Consider the following 16,804-nt stretch of genomic DNA (forward strand, 5'->3'; position numbering starts at 1 on the left):
CAAGCTGAGAAAGCGCTATCATTATAACACTTCAGCAAAAAACTTATTTTGTATAGACTGGCATATTGGCTTGACCGAAATTAATCAACAACCCGAGCCACCTGAATGATATTAGGCAGTTTTTGTATCTCCTGTAAAACGACTTCGTCTATATTTTGATCAACTTCTATCGTCATTAACGCCATCTGTCCTTTTTCCTTACGTGATACTTCCATATGCCCTATGTTTAATTCATATTTTGATAGAACATTAGATACGGCGGCAATTGCCCCAAAACGATCATTATGAACGACAAGAATGGCAGGATGGTGACCAGAAAGCCTTAACTGAAATCCATTCAGTTCGGTAATCTCGATTTTTCCGCCGCCAATGGATATTCCCACAAGCTCCATTTCTCCATCTTCGTCCCCAATTATTATTTTGGCTGTATTTGGATGCTCAGGTACCGCATCTTCTTCAATAAAGACAATATCCATGCCTTGATCTTTTGCAATATCCAAGGCAGATATTATTCGTTCATCAAAAGTATCAAAGTCCAGTAAACCGCCTGTTATCGCTACATCTGTTCCATGGCCTTTGTACGTTTTGGCAAATGACCCATATAAAGAAATCTTTGCCCAAGCAGGCTGCCTTCCAAATAAATTTCGAGCAACACGGCCAATTCTTGCTGCACCTGCAGTATGTGAACTCGACGGGCCAATCATAACTGGACCAATGATGTCAAATACACTTTTATATTTCATTTTTCCCACTCCCTTTTTCTTCAGAGCAAGGCTTACCCCTTCTATTATATGCAAGTTTAATTGCAAATGAAATAGAAGGGCTTCCCCTTCTATTCCTTTTTTTGTTCTGGCGGCTTTGGATGGAAACAAGTCAATGCTTCCTTGCCGGCTCGTCTTATGCTGGTCGCCGATAACCAGGCGCTTTTCGCTTTTCGTTATTCAACCGCAAAAATGAATGAATACAACGGCTGTTTTCCGTCATGAATTTCAATTTCAACATCTTCATATTGTTCACTTATAAAGCCCTGAAGGGTTTTCACTTGCTCACTTGTAACGCCTTCCCCGTATAAAATAGTCAATATTTCGGTGTCCTCATCAAGCATTTTTTGCAATAATTCCTGAGAAACGGTGATTAAATCAAGATTTGTACAAACAATTTTCCCCTCTTGAATCCCCATATAATCGCCCTTGGAAATGGCAATTCCGTCTATTGTTGTTTCACGCACAGCGTACGTAACCTGACCGGATTTCACCTTTCCCAAGGCTTCATTCATTGCTTCATTATTCACTTCAAAGGAGCTTTGCGGATTAAAGGCAAGCATGGCAGACATCCCCTGAGGAACCGTTTTGGACGGAATCACGATCACATCTTTGCTGGACACTTCAGCTGCCTGTTCTGCCGCCATAATAATATTTTTATTGTTAGGCAAAACAATTACTTTCTTGGCATTGGTCTTTTCGATAGCATTCACAATATTTTCTGTGCTTGGATTCATCGTTTGACCGCCTTCAATGACCACGTCAGCTCCAATGCTTTTAAAAAGCTCAGCTACTCCCTGGCCCATTGTTACGGTTACGATGCCATATTCCTGTTCTTTTTTACTGGAAGGCTGTTCCTCAAGCTGGTTATGGGTTTCACCCACAATATTAGTATGCTGCTGCCTCATGTTTTCAATTTTCATATTGATAAGACTGCCATACTGCTGCCCATAGGTAAGCACTTTGCCAGGTTCTTCAGAATGAATATGAACTTTTGCAAGTTCATCATCCGAAATGACCAATAAGGAGTCACCGTATTGACTTAGGTCGTTACGGAAGCTTTCTTCATTAAAAGAATTACCTTTTAATTTTTCTTTTTCAAATTTCACCATGAATTCGGTACAGTAACCGAATTTAATATCTTCCGTTTTCATAAAGCCCTGGACGTTTTTATGATGTTCGGCATTGACAAGCTCATCCATTTTAGGCATTTGATATGCTGAATCCGAAAGGGCCGTCCCCTTTAATTCAGCTAAAAATCCCTCTAAAATATAAACAAGTCCCTGCCCACCGCTATCGACTACACCCACTTCTTTTAAAACAGGCAATAAATCTGGTGTTCTATTCAATGAAGCATTGGCTTCTTTCACAATCAGTTCCATAAGGGACACAATGTCGGACTGCTTTTTAGATTCCTGAACTCCTTTTTTGGCTGAATCCTTAGCAACTGTCAAAATCGTTCCCTCTACCGGTTTCATAACAGCCTTATAGGCAGTTTCTACACCTGATTCATACGCAGATGCAAATTCGATGCTTGAGATGGAAGACTTCGTTTCAATTGCTTTCGCAAATCCTCTGAAGATCTGCGATAGGATAACACCCGAGTTGCCCCGTGCCCCCATTAATAATCCTTTTGACAGCGAAAGCGCTACAGCGCCAATGTGTTCCTGAACATTTTTTTGGACTTCTTTCGCACCTGAAGTCATGGTTAAATTCATGTTTGTCCCAGTATCGCCATCCGGAACGGGAAAAACATTAAGGGCATCTACCGTTTTTGCATTGGCCGACAGGTTATTGGCACCTTTAATCACCATTTCGGCGAATCGTTTTCCATCTAATGATGTCATAACCACGAATGATTTCCTCCTTAACTAGGGGTTCGTTACACGAACTCCTTGAACGTAGATATTTATTGATTCAACAGATAAACCAATGGTCTTATCCAAAGTGTATTTCACCTTTGATTGAACATTATGAGCTATTTCAGATATCTTCGTTCCATACCCCACAATAATATACATATCGATATGGACTTCATCGTTTTCCTGGCGAACAATGACACCCCGAGAGAAATTTTCTTTACGTAAAATGTCGGTTATCCCGTCTTTAATCTGGCTTTTTGAAGCCATCCCCACAATGCCATAGCAATCAACAGCTGCACCGCCGGCAATAGTGGCAATTACATCATTTGATATATCGATTTGACCATAAGTTGTTTTCATTTCAATGGACATTTTCCGTTCCCCCTTACCGCTATAATACGGAATTCTGACTAGCTATCGTCATTTTACTATAATACCAATTTTTTTAAAAGAGAATCTAAACAATTGCCAAATAGCTATTGAAGTATTGCATTCTAAAAGGTTGTATGATAAATTATTAAGGTATCTTTAATGATGAAAATGTGAAGTAATGAAACAACGGATATTTCAACTTCATAGGCGAGGAGGGAAACTTAAATGCCAAAACAATGCGTAATTACTGGCCGTAAAACTCGTTCAGGTAATTCTCGTTCCCACGCGATGAACGCTAACAAGCGTACTTGGGGAGCAAACCTTCAAAAAGTTCGCATTCTTGTAGACGGTAAGCCTAAGCGTGTCTGGGTTTCTGCAAGAGCTTTAAAATCGGGTAAAGTTGAACGTGTATAATAATCGGGAAAAAGTATCCATTTAAGTGGATGCTTTTTTTGCTTGTATTCATACATAGCTGATATTAATATCCACTAGCCGATAGGCGCTAAAGCTATACAGAGACTAATTTGGTAAAACTTTATTTAAAGCTGTGTTAAATTTCAATGTTGATAACTGCTCGTTTTTTCGTTCCTTTCTTTACTGTAACCTTTCAGCTGTGCTGAAAGGTTACAGTAAAGAAAGGAACGTTTCATACGAATGAGCCAAAAAACAACAGTGTCGTTTAACAAAGCCTTATTTAAAGTAAAATTTTATTCATTCTGTTGCAAAATAAAAGCACCCAATCGGGTGCTTTAAAGCATCAGTTTCACTATTCTTTTTTGAATGTCCCCAGCATAGCACGTACAATTCCACCCAGGAATTTAGGCAATTTAATGGTATAAAATTTCATTAATTTCCCTCCTCATCAATCTAAAAACTACTCAACTCCTTTGCTTGGTATCATATTCAAGCAAAACGAGCCATTAGCAGGGCTTGCATAGAATGAAATGAAAATAAATGAACATCAGCAGCCTATATTTCTTTCAATCCATTATATTCATCCCCAATGGAGAGAGAGCACATTAAATGAAAAATAGGCGTCTGCTAATTTAATCTTGACTTCTTACCATCAATAATATGCCTTTTGAAAAAGAAAAAGTACCTGAATCTTGAATTAGTTCATTACTTATGCACAGAGAAGTACCCCTTGTAATTTGTTTATTTTCCAGTGGGTATTTAAATCCCTTCAAAGTCAGCCCCTCAACCCTTGAGGAAATGGGTATAAACGAAAGATACTTTCTATCGGGCATAAGGGAAATAGAATACTCTCCAGGTACATATGCTGCAATTTGATTTTGTTTGTCAATAATACTAATTTGTACATGAGAAGATAAGACATTTTGCCTTGTTAAAAGCAGCACATTTGCAAAATAATGGTCAGCACGGCCCCCGGTTGCAGCAAAGATCCGTATACAGGATGAATTTTGTTGAATTGCCCAATCCAGGGCCAGCTCCAAATCGGTCTCGTCTTTTTCAGGCTTATATTGTTTTATTCGATTACATTTAGCAGAAATCAGCATGCGCTCCTCATCTGACACTGAATCAAAATCCCCAAAAGCCATTTCCGGCTCAATACCTGCAGAAATTAAGTGCAGAACACCTCTGTCAACTCCAACCCAAATGACATTATTTCGCTGGAAACGTGTTAAATCAGGCAAATATTGTTCGGGACCGCCCGCTATGATATGGATATCTGTCAATTAAAGCACCTGCCCAGTAATTAATATATAACAGAAAGCTGTTTTCACATAGATTGTTGTTTCACGTACAAAGGATTATTCCGTGTTTTGTCTGTCTTCGTGGCATCTTTTCGTGTGCTGTTCACACGTTTTTATACTAAATATATAAAAAATGATATTTTTGTGTCCAATAGCAACAAAGTTTACGAAAGGAGCCTGACAGAATGAAAAAAGAGGCTGGCACATATCGCCAGCCGCCTATACAATGCATTATTTGTTCATTGCACCATTGCGAATCGTTTGAATGGCTGCCCCTCGGTCTTTTTGCCCGTAAATGGCAGAGCCCGCAACCAGGACATTCGCGCCCGCTTCTGTACAAATTCTTGCTGTTTCAGCGTTGATTCCTCCATCTACTTCAATTTCAATGGAAAGTCCTTTTTCATCAGCCAAGGCTTTAACCTCTGCTATTTTAGGGACAACCGAATCAATAAAAGCTTGTCCCCCAAAGCCAGGATTAACAGTCATTAATAAAACCAAATCTACATCCTGAATGACATGCTTAATCATTTCGACTGGAGTGGCAGGATTAAGCACCACTCCTGCTTTCACACCATGTGAACGTATCAGTTGAATCGTTCTATGCAAATGCGTACATGCTTCAGCATGAACAGATAAATAGTCTGCACCGGCTTTTGCAAATACTTCAATATGCGGATCCGGATTTTCCACCATTAGATGGACATCAAGCGGAAGATCTGTCACCGGGCGAATTGCTTCCACAACAAGGGAACCAATTGTAATATTAGGAACAAAATGGCCATCCATCACATCTACATGGATATAATCCGCTCCGCCTTTTTCTACGTCTTTAATTTCTTCTGCCAGTTTTGCAAAATCGGCTGAAAGAATAGAAGGTGCAATTTTCACCATTTTTAATACCTCGGCTTTCTGTCTTTAATTTCTTGAAGGAATTGTAAATAATGTTCATATCGATAATCTGGAATCTCTCCGCCTTCAACTGCTGCCTTCACAGCACACTTGGGTTCGTTTAAATGGAGGCATCCGCGAAACTTGCATTCTGAGCTCCTTTTTACCATCTCTGGGAAACAGTCTCCCAGTTGATCAGCTTCTAGAGAATCGAGTTCAAGTGCGCTGAAACCAGGTGTGTCCGCAACCAGGCCATCCGCAACCTCAATTAACTCTACATGCCTAGTGGTATGCTTTCCTCTTCCTAAATGAGAGGAAATCATGCTTGTCTTCAACTGAAGATTTGTATTTAACGCATTCAGCATTGACGATTTCCCAACACCGGATTGCCCTGCCACCACGCTTGTCATACCTTTTAGCAAAGGCAGGATATCCTTCATTCCTGCATCTGTTTTTGCTGATGTCCGAACCACCTGGTATCCTATTATCTCATAATCCCTTGCTTTTTTCTCTAAATCTGCTTTTTCTTCTTCGGTTAGGAGATCCAATTTGGAAATGCATATAATCGGCTCAATATTATTAGATTCTACTATGACTAAAAAACGGTCAAGCAAAGAGGTGCTGAAATCAGGTTCTTTTGCAGAAAAAACGAGAATGGCCTGATCTACATTGGCTATCGGAGGACGTACGAGTTCATTCGTTCTCTCCTTTATTTCCATCAAATAACCCTCACGATCGTTATCAGCCTGGTAAACAACGTAATCTCCGACCAAGGGGGTAATTTTATTTTTTCTAAAAACACCTCTGCCTCTGCATTGTATAACTTTTTCGTTATCCAAAACGTAGTAAAATCCGCTCAGTGCTTTAATTATTTTTCCTTCCGGCATTGGTTCACTCCTCTAAAATTTTTAGCTGTCAGGATAATTTACCGTTTCTCCGGCAATAACCGTGTTATCCCTCATCACCTTATAATACGCTTTTTTTCCTTGTTCTACTGTAAGCTGCAATTTTTTAGTCGTCGTGCTGGTGATTTGAAACGTCTCATACGGTTCAGAAATATCATTGTTCATATCTTCTATAAAAATTTGGACTTCCTGAGGCTCCCCCTGTTTAGTAGGCTCATAAGGAATGGTAATTTCCTTATCAACTGTTTTAGGCGGCAGTTCCTTAGGACCTTTAGACATCACTACTTGAACAGTATCTCCCTTTTCAAGCTGAGTACCTGCTTTTGGATCCTGAGAAATCACATGGCCCTCTTTTACTGTATCGGAATTTTCCTCCGCAGTCATATTAATTAACAGACCTGTTGACTGTGAATAATCACTTAAATCTTTAGCCGTATAGTCGCTTAAATCAGCCACAGGAATTTTTTCAGGCCCCTTGCTGACGGTAAAAGTCAAATCAGTATCTCCAGGAACTACCTCTTGACCTGCAGCTGGTGTTTGGGAGATGATGGTTCCTGCCGGTGCATCATCTGTTGTTTCATTTTCATTAATACTTTTAAAATTCAAGGGTTTCAGGAGATTGACAATATCATCATACGACCTCCCGGTATAATCCGACAGCTCCGTTTTTTCTTTACCAGTACTGACATACAGATCAACGGAAGTACCATCACTAACCGACGAACCTGATGCGGGGTCGGTTTTTATAACGTGTCCGTTATCAACGCTATTATTAGGTGCATTAATCGTATCACCGACCTTAAGACCTGAGGAAACAATAGATGTCATAGCATCTTTTAAACTATCGTTTGCAACATCAGGAACGGCAACTGACTTTGGACTCATCATTTTTGGAACCAGAACTGCTCCCAAAACACCCGCGATAAGAAACAGCAAAAGGATGATAAGTAAAACCCAGGGCCATTTCCGCCGTTTTTTCTTTTTATCCTTCCCATTCTGATCATGGGGGAAGTTCTTATTTGACTCGTTCATTTCAGCCTTTGAATGTACGAGTGTTGCATCCTTATCCGAGCCTTCAAGTGAGCCAGTTATAATAGGGACTGCTTTTGTCACCTCATCATCAGCAGGGATCTCAAACTTGTTTTCATTAATGCGTTCCGGATCAAGGGCAGTATGTATGTCTTCTGCCATTTCTTCAACTGAATCATACCTCATGAAAGGATCTTTGGCAGTTGATTTTAAAATTATGTTCTCCACACTTTGAGGAATGCTTGAATTCCATCTTTTTGGAGAAGGAGTTTCTGTTTGCAAATGTTTTAGAGCGATTGCAACTGCAGATTCGCCAGAAAAAGGGAGTCTGCCTGTCAATAATTCGAACATAACGATTCCGAGTGAGTAAATATCCGATTTTCTTGTAGCCATACCTCCACGCGCCTGTTCAGGAGATAAATAATGGACTGAACCAAGAACAGAATTGGTTTGGGTAATTGAAGTAGAAGTTAGTGCCATCGCTATCCCAAAATCAGTGATTTTTACATTGCCGCTGTGGTCCAGCAAAATGTTATGCGGCTTTATATCCCGATGGATAATGTGATTATGGTGGGCATGTGAAATAGCTGAAGCAAGCTGTCCCATAATATCCAAGGATTTTTCAACTGAAATAGGGTAATGCTGTTGTATGTATTGCTTTAAAGTCATCCCTTCTACGTATTCCATTACAATGTAGTATATGTCATCTTCTTCTCCAACATCGTATACACTTACGATATTAGGATGAACCAGGCTTGTAGCAGATTGGGCTTCTCTTTGAAAACGATGAATAAATTCCGGTTCATTTGCAAAATCTAAGCGCAGAATCTTTACCGCAACATCCCTGTCCAAAATCATGTCTCTGGCAAGGTAAACCTTTGCCATTCCGCCGCCGCCAATCATTCTAAGAATCTTATAGCGGTCATTTACACGTCTGCCAATCAGCATTCATTACACCCGCTTTCATTATTCGGAGCAAATTGAATGATGATAAGCGTTATATTATCTTCCCCGCCATTTTGGTTGGCCATTGTAATCAATTTATCGGCCTTTTCCGAAAGGGGCATTTCCTCTAACAGGATTTTCTGCATGGATTGCTCTGATACCTTATTAGAAAGCCCATCTGAACAAAGCAAAAGATAATCTCCTTCTTCATGGATAATCGTAAGGAAATCAGCTCGAATGCTGTCTTCTGTTCCAAGCGCTTTTAAAATAAGATTTTTTCTGGGATGATGCTCGGCATCTTCTTTTGTGATCTGTCCCGTTTTAACTAGTTCGTTCACTAAAGTATGATCATCTGTGAGCTGTTTAAATCCATTTTCATTTAGAATATAACAACGGCTGTCACCTATATTGGCAATGGTCGTGAAATGATCGGTACAAACTGCCGCAACAACCGTTGTTCCCATCCCTTCACACTCTTTATGATTTTGTGCATGCAGGTAAACAGCCTGATTAATTTCAGAGATTTTATCTTTCAGCCAATTTTCAGCTTGTTCAGGACTCTGCATTTCCTCTGTGTTTTCAAAGCGATCTTTAAATAATTTCACTGTCATCTCACTTGCAACATCGCCAGCATTGTGACCGCCCATGCCATCTGCTACAATGGCAAGCCGGTCACCCTTTTTACTGGTGAAAATTCCGCCGCTGTCCTCATTATGCTGACGAACTTTTCCGATGTCTGTTTTAAAAACAGACTCCATAGACGTCACCTCGTTTCTTCTTTGCGTTCCTTCGCACGGAGCTGTCCGCAGGCAGCATCAATATCGGATCCCTGCTCCCGTCTGATCGTAACGTTTACGCCCCGTTCTTTGAGGGTTTTTTCAAATTTGAAGATTTGGCTCTTAGGTGTACGTACATAGTCGCGCTCCGGTACATAATTTACCGGAATTAAATTCACATGGCATTTCAAGTCTTTTATTAACCTTGCAAGCTCTTCAGCATGCTCTACCTGGTCGTTTACATTTCCAAACAAACCATATTCAAAAGTAACGCGTCTGCCTGTTTTTTCATTATAATATTTTACTGCTTCAATTAAATCAGGCAGTTTGTATGCCCTGTTAATCGGCATTAATTTTGAGCGAAGCTCTGAATTGGGTGCATGAAGAGATATCGCAAAGTTAATTTGAATATCTTCATCTGCAAATGTATAAATTTTTGGTACAATTCCACTAGTTGATACTGTAATATGGCGCGCTCCAATATTTAATGCATCCTTGCTGTTTACAATGCGCAAAAATTTCATAAGCTGGTCATAGTTGTCGAAAGGCTCGCCAATTCCCATTACAACAATAGAGCTCACACGTTCATTTAATTCATCCAGTGCCTGCTGTACCTTTACAACCTGTGCAACAATTTCTCCAGCCTGCAGATGCCTTTTAAGCCCGCCTAAGGTAGAAGCACAGAAAGTACAGCCAATTCTGCAGCCTACTTGTGTAGTTACACATATAGAATTACCATATTCATGCCTCATTAAAACTGTTTCAATAGAATAACCGTCATGAAGCTCAAACAAAAACTTCATCGTTCCGTCGGCTGATGTTTGCTGGATAATGGTATTTAACGTCGTAATAGTAAAACTATTATTTAATTTATCTCGCAGCTGCTTGGATAAATTGCTCATGTCATCAAAGCTTGTTGCTCTTTTTTGATAAAGCCAATCATAAATTTGAGCGGCTCTAAAGCTTTTTTCCCCATTCTCGGTCAGCCATTGCTTCAGCTCATCCAGACTCAAAGAATAGATAGAGGAAATAGCCGGTTGTTCATTTACTTTCTTTCTTTTTGTTACTTTTGTTTCTTCCATTGTTAATTACCCTTCTTTCTAAAGCATGCTATGAAAAATCCGTCTCCTCCAAAATCCTGAGGGAAGATTTGAAGCATGTTTTGTTTGACAAATGGTTTGATTGGTTCAGGAACATTTAATGAATAAAGCTCAAAGTCCTCGTGTTTATCAAGAAATGCCTCTACAGTACTTTCATTTTCCAGTTTATCAACTGTACAGGTACTGTAAACCATCAAGCCGTTTTCTTTCAGCAGTTTTGCTGCCTGGTGCAGGATTTCCTGCTGAATCTTTTGAAGCTGTTCCATATCCTCTAAGCTTTTCCGATATTTTATATCAGGCTTTCTTCTCAATACTCCAAGGCCTGAGCATGGTGCGTCTACTAAAACGCGGTCAAAGGAGTTTTCTTTAAAGCACTCCCCTGCCTTCCGGCTGTCTAAAGCCATTGCATTTATGTTATCCAACCCTAAACGGGATGCATTTTCCTGTATGAGTTTAACTTTATGTTCATGTAAATCAAGAGCTGTCACATCGCCAGTTTTATTCAGCTTTTCAGCAATATGAGCCGTTTTTCCGCCAGGGGCAGCACAGCAATCAAGTATATGCTGTCCCGGTAAAATATTTAAAGCATAAGCAACCATCATGGAGCTTTCATCCTGAATTGTGATTAACCCATTTTTAAATGCTTGTGAATGGGCAAGATTGCCTTTAAGAGATTGAATTGCTTCCGGAATGAAAACACTCCCTTGAACCTGGTAACCTTCCTCCGTAAGCAGCTCAAGAGCTTCTTCACGTGTTGTCCTGGTTAAATTGACCCTTGCAGTTTGCAAAGGCGCAAGGAGATTGGCTTCACACATTTTCTTCGTCTTTTCGAAACCAAACTGCGATGTCCATCTTTTTACCATCCATAATGGATGGCTTGTCTCAATCGAAAGTCTTTCAACTGGATCCTTGATTAAATCAAGAGAACGTACCCCTTCTCTTTGGACAGCCCTTAAAACGCCATTTACCATTCCGGAAATTCCCCTATGCCCGCGTTTTTTAGCTATTTCTACTGCTTCAAATAAAACGGCACGATCAGGAATTTTATCTAAGTATATCATCTGGTAAAGAGATAGGCGTAATAAATTTTGTACCCAGCTTTCCACTTTCTTTTTCAAAAATGGCTTTAAAAAATAATCAAGGGTATATTTTCTTTGCAAAGTTCCATAGGTAATTTCTGTCAGCAAGCCTTTATCAGGGCTTGACAGACGGGAGGTTTCAATTACATGATTTAAAAGCAGATTACTGTATGACTGATTTTTTTCAACAGCCTGTATTACCTCAAGAGCCGCTTCTCTTACATTCATTATTTTATTGGCCATCCATATCACCCAGCTTAGTACCGGCTGTCAGTCCGGCACCTGTACCATTTAAGAATTGTTCTGCAGTCATTCTTTTTTTTCCGGCCGGCTGGAGGTCCGTAATTTTTATGCCGGTTCCATTTCCTGTTGACACGATAAACCCATCCTTCATGATCTGGGTTACCACACCAGGTTCCTTCTGGCTGGACAGGGCATACTTTTCTCCCCACCAAACTTTCAGCGTACTACCACCTAACGTTGTATAGGCTACAGGCCATGGGTGTAGTCCACGGATATGATTATAGATTTCCTCTCCGGATTTCGTCCAATCAATTTTCTCCTGTTCTCTTTTTATATTAGAAGCAAACGTTGCTTTTTCTTCATCCTGTGGAATCGACTGATTTTTTCTACTAATGATGTCAGGCAATGTTCTGGATAAAAGCTCTGCACCGGCGATGCTTAATTTTTCAAAGAGAATCCCGACATGGTCCTCTTCTTCAATTGGAACCTCCACCTGACTGATTATATTACCTGCATCTAATTTTTCCACCATGTACATAATGGTAATTCCCGTTTTTTCTTTACCCTGCATGATCGCATAATGGACCGGCGCCCCACCTCTAAGCTCTGGGAGCAGGGATGCATGCACGTTGATACAGCCAAGAGCAGGTGCGTCCAATAATTCTTTTGGAAGAATTTGGCCGTATGCCGCCGTTACAATCAAATCTGCTCCAAGTGCAATAATTTCCTTGAGTTCCTCGGATTTCCTTAATTTTTCCGGCTGATAAACAGGTATCCCTCTTTTTACAGCTTCTTCTTTTACAGGAGGAGGAGTCATGATTCTCTTGCGGCCCACAGGACGATCTGGCTGTGTGACAGCCGCAATGACTTCATATCCATCTTCTATTAGTTTCTGTAATACTGGAACGGAGAAATCAGGTGTCCCCATAAAAACAATCTTTGTCATTCGCTGTCAAACCCTTCTATATCTTCTTCCTTAATATATTTCAGTACAAGAGAAGTAAATAAAATACCATGTAAATGATCGATTTCATGCTGAATAGCTCTGGCCAGATAGTCTTCCGCTTCTACTATAAAAGTCCTGCCTTTCACATCCTGGGCTTGTACCTTCACATAATAAGGACGGGAAACGGTTCCGTATAAACCTGGAAAGCTAAGGCATCCTTCTACATCGGTTTGTTCTCCGGAGGTTTTCAATATGACAGGATTGATAAGATCCAGCCTGCCAATATCCTCTCCTATATCAACTACAGCAATTTGCTGGCCAACACCAATTTGAGGTGCCGCAAGTCCAACTCCATCTGCAGCAAGCATGGTTTCATACATATCATTTACTAATGTTTTAAGCTTTTTATCAAATTGCGTAACCGGCTTGCATTCTTTCTCAAGAATACTGTCCGGATATTTTACAATGGGCAGTATAGCCACTTAAATTCCCTCTTTTCACTCAAATAGGTTTTCTTTCATTACATCATCATATAAGGATTGACATCAACCGAAATGGTTAATCCTTCAGAATTCTTGTTTTGCTGAAAATGCTCCAGCACAGCCTTTAAAGCAGAGGGTAATTCTGGTTCCCGTTTGTATTTTATCAGACATTGATATCGATATCTATTCTTGATCCGCGAGATTGGTGAAGCAACTGGCCCTAAAATGACTGCCTGGCTGCTCAAACGCTTTTGGATGAATTTCGTGATTTTATCTGTGACACCAAGGGTTTTGGTTAGATCTTCATGTGAAACAGTAACCAATGCCATGAAATAAAAAGGAGGATAGGATCCAAGCTTCCTCATTTGCATTTCTCTATGATAAAAAGAGTCATAATCATGCAATCCTGCAAGCTCTATACTGTAGTGCTCAGGAGAATAGGTTTGAATGATTACTTCTCCCTCTTTATCATGCCTTCCTGCTCTCCCGCTTACCTGGGTAAGCAGTTGAAACGTCTTCTCTGAAGATCGGAAATCAGGAAGATGAAGCATCGTATCTGCACTGAGAACACCTACTAAGGTGATGTTAGGAAAATCCAAGCCTTTTGCTATCATTTGAGTACCGAGCAAAATATCGGCTTTTCCTTCTTCAAACTGGGTTAATAGTTTTTCATGGGCACCTTTTCGGCTTGTTGTGTCGACATCCATCCGGATAACTCGAGCCTGCGGCAATAGTTTTCCCAGCTCCTCTTCGACTTTTTGCGTGCCTGTTCCAAAGTATCGGATGTGATCACTGTTACATTCAGGACATGTGTTTGGAACGTAGCATTCGTACCCGCAATAATGGCATTTCATTTGGTTGGAGTGGCGATGGTATGTCAGCGAAATATCGCAATCAGGGCATTGAAGCACATATCCGCAATCCCTGCACATAACAAAGGAAGAATGTCCTCTTTTATTAAGAAAAAGCACAGTTTGTTCCTTTTTTTCTAATCGGTCCTGAAGTTTGTCAAATAAATCTGTTGAAAACATTGACCGGTTTCCGCTTCGAAGTTCCTCCCGCATGTCAATGATGGATACCTTGGGGAGGGACTGGTTATTCATTCTTTTCGGTAGGGTTAAAAGTGTATATATTCCTTTTTGGGCTCTGGCAAAGGTTTCGAGAGAAGGAGTAGCACTACCCAGTATAACCGGGCATTGGTGGGTAATGCTTCTGTGAATCGCGACATCCCTGGCATGGTACCGCGGGTTTTCCTCTTGTTTATAGCTGTTTTCATGCTCTTCATCTATAATAATAATTCCTATATTCTCCAAAGGGGCAAATATAGCCGATCTGGCCCCGACCACCACTCTTGCTTCTTTTCTTTCTATCTTGCGCCATTCATCATATTTTTCCCCCACTGATAAACCGCTGTGCAGGACCGCCACATCACTTCCAAACCGGCTTTTAAAGCGGTGGACCATTTGGGGGGTTAAAGAAATTTCAGGAACAAGCACAATGGCTTCTTTCCCCTCATTCAGCACTTTTTGTATCGATTGGAGATAGATTTCCGTTTTTCCGCTTCCGGTAACGCCATATAAAAGAAAGGTTTCACTTATTTCACTGTCAATAGACTCTAAAATAGGCTTTATGGCTTTTTGCTGATCCGTGGTAAGCGGCAGGGCCTCTGTTTTATAAAACGTATGGTGTTCGTAAGGATCTCTGTAAACCTCCTCATTTATTTCCCTCAAAAAACCTTTTTGGACCAATCCACGAATGACAGAAGAAGCCGTTCCGAGAGAATCGGAAAGCTCCTTGGCTGTAATCCTTTTATCGTTTGAATGCAGGAAGTACTGGAGGATTTCTTTTTGCTTTACTGCATTTTTGGGAAGTCCATCTGCTATTTCTTTGAGGTGGTCATGAGGCAGCACAGGTTCCAATACACGGACTGTTTTCTTGTTTGCCTTATTTTTCACAATATAAACAACCTCTGCGTTTCCCTTTTTCACTTCCTTTTGAAGTGTCAGAAGAAGCTCCCTTTCCTCGGCTTCCTTCCAAGTCATTTCTTCTTTTCCATGGAAAAGTTCAGCCAGAGGGGATGAAGAATCCTTTTCAAGACGGCGAAACATCTTTTCGTACTTTGCTTTCATCGCAGCAGGGAGCATAGCCTGATATGCCGAAATAGCCAAACAAAGCGTTTCTTCTGTAAGCCAGTCACCCAGCCTTAAAAGCTCCTCATTCAGGACAGGGGTAAGATCCAGGGGCTCAATTATACTTTTAAGCTTATTCACTTCAGTATCTTGTTTAATGCCTATCACAAAGCCCTGGATGGAACGGGGACCGAATGGTACAGCTACCCTCATGCCGGGCTGAATGCTTCCAAGCCATTTTTCAGGAATCAGATAGTCAAATGTTTTATCCGTCCGCATGGCTGGAACATCCACAATTACACTTGCAATGTTCATTCTTTTCTTCCTTCTTTCAAGCTTTCAGCAATTTCCAGAAGGACTTCTTTGGCAGTATCATGTTTACTTAGCAAGGGCAGTTCTTTAATGGATCCATCACGTCTAAAAATGGTAACAATGTTTGTATCTCCAGCAAAGCCTGCTCCTTCAGCACTCACGTCGTTGGCCACAATCATATCTGCATTTTTCCTTTTTAATTTTCCTGAGGCATACTCTGCTACATGATCCGTTTCTGCAGCAAATCCGACAAGAAATGGCTTGTCTGCTTTTTGGCCAAGTTCAAACAAAATATCTTGGGTTCTTTCAAACTGAATAACAAGCTCGCCATCCTTTTTCTTAAGCTTCTTGTCTGATATCTCTACAGGACGGTAATCTGCTACCGCAGCACTTTTTATTACTGCATCCGCTTTTGGATATAGCTCCATTATGGTTTTATACATATCCTCTGCACTCTCAATCGGATAGAGGCTGACTCCCTTTGGAACAGGAAGGGTAGTCACACCCGAAACCAGCAAGACTTCAGCTCCTAGCTTGGAAGCCTCTTCCGCGAGAGCAAATCCCATTTTACCGGTTGATCGATTCGTTAGATATCTTACTGGATCAATTCTCTCAATGGTAGGGCCAGCTGAAATAAGGATCGTTTTTCCTGCTAGTTCCTTTTTACTTGGATGAAAATAATCTTCCATTAATGAAACAATTTTTTCTGGTTCCTCCAATCTTCCTTTTCCTACATATCCGCAAGCGAGAAATCCCTCACTCGGTTCAACAAATTGATAGCCATAACCAGCAAGAATCGATATATTTCTTTTCACTGCAGGATGATCATACATGTGTACATTCATTGCAGGAGCAACCCATACTGGTGCAGTGGCAGCCAGGAGGGTAGTGGAGATCATATCATCTGATATGCCATTTGCCAGTTTTCCAATAATGTTCGCAGTAGCTGGTGCAATTAAAATCAAATCCGCCCAATCAGCCAAGTCTATATGTGAAATCACTTCTGGATGCTTTTCTTCAAAAGTGTCTGTATAAACATCATTTCGCGAAAGAGCCTGGAAAGAAAGAGGCGTCACAAACTTTCTAGCGGACTCACTCATAATCACTTTTACTACGGCTCCTGCCTGTACAAGCTTACTTGTTAAAGCAACAGCCTTATATACGGCAATTCCGCCCGTCACGCACAATAAAATCTTTTTTCCTTGCATTTTACTCTCTCCCATCTAACAGCTAAATGTATTGTAAGTTTCATTTATTTCA

The 16,804-nt window shown here is 40.6% G+C and carries 16 protein-coding genes; 1 reads left to right on the top strand and 15 read right to left on the bottom strand.

Features of this window, described 5'->3' with window-relative positions; genetic code table 11:
- Nucleotides 1-80: 80 nt before the first annotated feature.
- From sdaAB to A5N88_RS08220, 3 genes are all read right to left on the bottom strand, one after another.
- Nucleotides 81-743 (bottom strand): L-serine ammonia-lyase, iron-sulfur-dependent subunit beta, encoded by a 663-nt coding sequence (gene sdaAB, locus A5N88_RS08210; protein ID WP_066270355.1) that lies wholly within the window; start codon nucleotides 741-743, stop codon nucleotides 81-83.
- Between the two features lie 194 nt (nucleotides 744-937).
- Nucleotides 938-2,614 (bottom strand): DAK2 domain-containing protein, encoded by a 1,677-nt coding sequence (locus A5N88_RS08215; RefSeq protein ID WP_198160203.1) that lies wholly within the window; start codon nucleotides 2,612-2,614, stop codon nucleotides 938-940.
- 18 nt (nucleotides 2,615-2,632) lie between these two features.
- Nucleotides 2,633-2,995, bottom strand: a complete 363-nt coding sequence (locus tag A5N88_RS08220) for an Asp23/Gls24 family envelope stress response protein (RefSeq protein WP_066264747.1) — start codon at nucleotides 2,993-2,995, stop codon at nucleotides 2,633-2,635.
- A gap of 225 nt (nucleotides 2,996-3,220) precedes the next feature.
- Here A5N88_RS08220 and rpmB point away from each other — a divergent pair, with 225 nt between their 5' ends.
- Nucleotides 3,221-3,409, top strand: a complete 189-nt coding sequence (rpmB, locus tag A5N88_RS08225; protein WP_066264748.1) for a 50S ribosomal protein L28 — start codon at nucleotides 3,221-3,223, stop codon at nucleotides 3,407-3,409.
- Between the two features lie 352 nt (nucleotides 3,410-3,761).
- On the opposite strand, the gene spoVM is transcribed toward rpmB, so the two are convergent.
- From spoVM to coaBC, 12 genes are all read right to left on the bottom strand, one after another.
- Nucleotides 3,762-3,842 carry a stage V sporulation protein SpoVM gene (gene spoVM / locus A5N88_RS08230; RefSeq protein WP_058002606.1) on the bottom strand — a complete coding sequence of 27 codons (81 nt, stop codon included), beginning with the start codon at nucleotides 3,840-3,842 and terminating at the stop codon, nucleotides 3,762-3,764.
- 199 nt (nucleotides 3,843-4,041) lie between these two features.
- The gene (locus A5N88_RS08235) at nucleotides 4,042-4,692 is read right to left on the bottom strand and encodes a thiamine diphosphokinase (protein WP_066264750.1); all 651 of its coding nucleotides are present in this window, start codon (nucleotides 4,690-4,692) and stop codon (nucleotides 4,042-4,044) included.
- A gap of 249 nt (nucleotides 4,693-4,941) precedes the next feature.
- Entirely contained in the window at nucleotides 4,942-5,601 is a 660-nt protein-coding gene (gene rpe, locus A5N88_RS08240) for a ribulose-phosphate 3-epimerase (RefSeq protein ID WP_066264752.1), read from the bottom strand.
- Nucleotides 5,602-5,603: 2 nt separating this feature from the next.
- Nucleotides 5,604-6,485, bottom strand: coding sequence for a ribosome small subunit-dependent GTPase A (gene rsgA, locus A5N88_RS08245; protein WP_066264759.1), 882 nt, complete (start codon nucleotides 6,483-6,485; stop codon nucleotides 5,604-5,606).
- Between the two features lie 21 nt (nucleotides 6,486-6,506).
- On the bottom strand, nucleotides 6,507-8,480 hold the full coding sequence (pknB, locus tag A5N88_RS08250; protein ID WP_066264761.1) for a Stk1 family PASTA domain-containing Ser/Thr kinase: 1,974 nt from the start codon (nucleotides 8,478-8,480) through the stop codon (nucleotides 6,507-6,509).
- Nucleotides 8,474-9,235 (bottom strand): Stp1/IreP family PP2C-type Ser/Thr phosphatase, encoded by a 762-nt coding sequence (locus A5N88_RS08255; protein ID WP_066264763.1) that lies wholly within the window; start codon nucleotides 9,233-9,235, stop codon nucleotides 8,474-8,476. Before A5N88_RS08255 ends, pknB begins: the two co-directional genes overlap by 7 nt.
- Before the next feature lie 5 nt (nucleotides 9,236-9,240).
- The gene (rlmN, locus tag A5N88_RS08260; RefSeq protein ID WP_066264764.1) at nucleotides 9,241-10,335 is read right to left on the bottom strand and encodes a dual-specificity RNA methyltransferase RlmN; all 1,095 of its coding nucleotides are present in this window, start codon (nucleotides 10,333-10,335) and stop codon (nucleotides 9,241-9,243) included.
- Nucleotides 10,336-10,337: 2 nt separating this feature from the next.
- On the bottom strand, nucleotides 10,338-11,675 hold the full coding sequence (gene rsmB / locus A5N88_RS08265; RefSeq protein WP_066264765.1) for a 16S rRNA (cytosine(967)-C(5))-methyltransferase RsmB: 1,338 nt from the start codon (nucleotides 11,673-11,675) through the stop codon (nucleotides 10,338-10,340).
- Entirely contained in the window at nucleotides 11,665-12,621 is a 957-nt protein-coding gene (gene fmt / locus A5N88_RS08270) for a methionyl-tRNA formyltransferase (protein ID WP_066264767.1), read from the bottom strand. The genes rsmB and fmt overlap by 11 nt, the downstream gene beginning before the upstream one ends.
- Nucleotides 12,618-13,103, bottom strand: coding sequence for a peptide deformylase (gene def, locus A5N88_RS08275; RefSeq protein ID WP_066264768.1), 486 nt, complete (start codon nucleotides 13,101-13,103; stop codon nucleotides 12,618-12,620). Before def ends, fmt begins: the two co-directional genes overlap by 4 nt.
- A 38-nt stretch (nucleotides 13,104-13,141) precedes the next feature.
- Nucleotides 13,142-15,547, bottom strand: coding sequence for a primosomal protein N' (priA, locus tag A5N88_RS08280; protein WP_066264769.1), 2,406 nt, complete (start codon nucleotides 15,545-15,547; stop codon nucleotides 13,142-13,144).
- Nucleotides 15,544-16,752, bottom strand: a complete 1,209-nt coding sequence (gene coaBC / locus A5N88_RS08285) for a bifunctional phosphopantothenoylcysteine decarboxylase/phosphopantothenate--cysteine ligase CoaBC (protein WP_066264771.1) — start codon at nucleotides 16,750-16,752, stop codon at nucleotides 15,544-15,546. Before coaBC ends, priA begins: the two co-directional genes overlap by 4 nt.
- Nucleotides 16,753-16,804 lie beyond the last annotated feature (52 nt).

The sequence above is a fragment of the Heyndrickxia acidicola genome, assembly GCF_001636425.1.
Lineage (GTDB): Bacteria > Bacillota > Bacilli > Bacillales > Bacillaceae_C > Bacillus_AE > Bacillus_AE acidicola.